Origin of the sequence: Corallococcus sp. CA053C (assembly GCF_003611675.1) — a bacterium.
Classification (GTDB): domain Bacteria; phylum Myxococcota; class Myxococcia; order Myxococcales; family Myxococcaceae; genus Corallococcus.
The window spans coordinates 1-1,916 of the sequence record NZ_RAWA01000737.1 but is presented as its reverse complement, the minus strand read 5'-3'; the positions used below and the strand labels follow the sequence as shown (position 1 = coordinate 1,916).

Annotated in this window: 1 protein-coding gene; it reads left to right on the top strand. The window is 69.4% G+C overall.

The genetic code is table 11. The features are described 5' to 3' along the window. A partial coding sequence (locus D7V97_RS42705; RefSeq protein WP_120616236.1) for a tetratricopeptide repeat protein occupies positions 1 to 1,744 on the top strand: 1,744 nt, incomplete at its 5' end. Positions 1,745 to 1,916 lie beyond the last annotated feature (172 nt).

Sequence of the window (1,916 nt, the reverse complement as noted above, 5' to 3'; positions counted from 1 at the left end):
CGCTTCTTCGCCTGCGCCGAGTACCAGCCGTAGCCGCCCGCAGGTGGTGGTGGAAGAGGTGGAGGAGGACGACGACGAGCAGGCCACGCGCCGCAAGCCCGCCTCCGGTGGCAACCGCAGCAAGATGCTGTCGCTGGTGCTGCTCTTGCTCATCCCGTTGTTCGCGGGCGGCTACGGCTGGTACTCGGCGCAGGCGAAGAAGCGCGGCCGGGAGCTGAAGAAGAACCTGGACGTCGCCACCGAGCAGCTCAAGCACGACTCGTTCGCCAGCTACAAGAAGGCGTGCGAGGCGGCGGACCTGGCGCTGGAGGTGGATCCGGATTCCACCGCGGCCCACGGCTACCTCGCGTACGCCTACGCCATCCGCTGGGGTGAGCACGGCGGCGGCGACGACGCGCGCCGGCAGGCCGAGGAGCACCTGGCGGCGGCCCAGAAGAGCAAGGAGCTCTCCAGCCACCTCATCGCGGCGCAGGCCCTGGTGAAGACCTACAGCGGCCAGGGCAAGGAAGCCCTCACGGAGCTGGAGACCCAGGTCAAGGACCTCAACGAGAAGGGCAAGGCGTCCTCGCTGCTGTACCTGACGCTCGGCCTCATCCAGATGAACGCGGGTGACCTGGAGCGCGCGCGGGACAGCCTGGAGCGCGCGCAGGCGCTGGCGCCGGACGACCCGCGCGTCTACGCGGGCCTGGGCTCCGTGTACCGCCGGCTGGGCCAGGACAACACCGCCTGGAAGAACTACGACTTCGCGCTGCGCTACGAGAAGGACCACCCGGAGTCCCTGCTGGGCCGCTCGCTGCTGATGCTGGAGCAGGACGAGCCCAACTACGGGCTCGTGAACCAGATGATCAAGAAGCTGCTGGAGGTGGATCCGCCGCCCAGCCCGCGGCAGCTCGCCGCCGCGCAGCTCGCGCGCTCGCTGCTCATCGCCCGCGTGTCGCTGGCCATGCCGAACCTCAAGCCGGACGTGCAGCAGAAGCTGTCCGAGGCGACGGGCGTGCCGGTGGATCCGTCCAAGGCGAAGGGCGAGGTCACCAAGGCGGAGGAGACCGGCTTCGCGCTCGACAAGCAGAACCCGGAGCTGAACCTCATCAAGGGCCGGCGCCTGCTGGCCGAAGGCAACTTCGACGCGGCGGCGGAGGAGATCCGCAAGGCCATCAAGTTGGACGGCAGCCGCGCCCAGTTCCACGTCGAGCTGGCCAAGGCCCTCATGGGCAAGCCGGGCGGCGAGAAGGAGGCCTCCGAGGCCCTCAACACCGCGCTCAAGACGATGGGCGAGAGCCCCAAGCTGGTGGTGATGCTGGGCAACGCCTACCGCCGCCAGGGCAAGCTGGACGAGGCGCTGGCGCAGTACCAGCGCGCGGTGAAGGACCCGAAGGCGAAGAACCCCGAGGCCCGCCTCGCCATGGGCGCCATCTACCGGGAGCGTTCGGAGTGGGACAAGGCGAAGGAGCAGCTGGAGAAGGCCAACCTGGAGTTCGTCGGTCAGTCGGACCGCTCCGCCATGGCGCTCACCGAGCTGGGCCGCGTCTACCAGGGCAAGGGCGACATGGCGAAGGCGGACGAGACCTACCAGCGCGCGCTCAGCGTCGACGAGAACTACACCCCGGTGTACTACTTCTACGCCTCGCTGCTCTCCAAGGACTCCAAGCAGACGGCCAAGGTCCGCACGCTGGCGCAGGAGTACGTGAAGCGCGAGCCGAAGGGCGAGTACCTCGCCGACGCGCAGCGGCTCGCGGGCCTTTGAATCCCCATGTAACCCGCTGCTGACCCCTGCCGTCCCCCGCGCCGCGAGCCCGAACCCGGGCCCGCGGCGCTTCGTTTTTGACGGGTTTCCGACGGGGGGCGACAAGGCAGGCTGATGCCGCCGGGGGGCATCCGCCTTGCCACCCCTCCCCGGGGACGGTATGGGAGGGCCC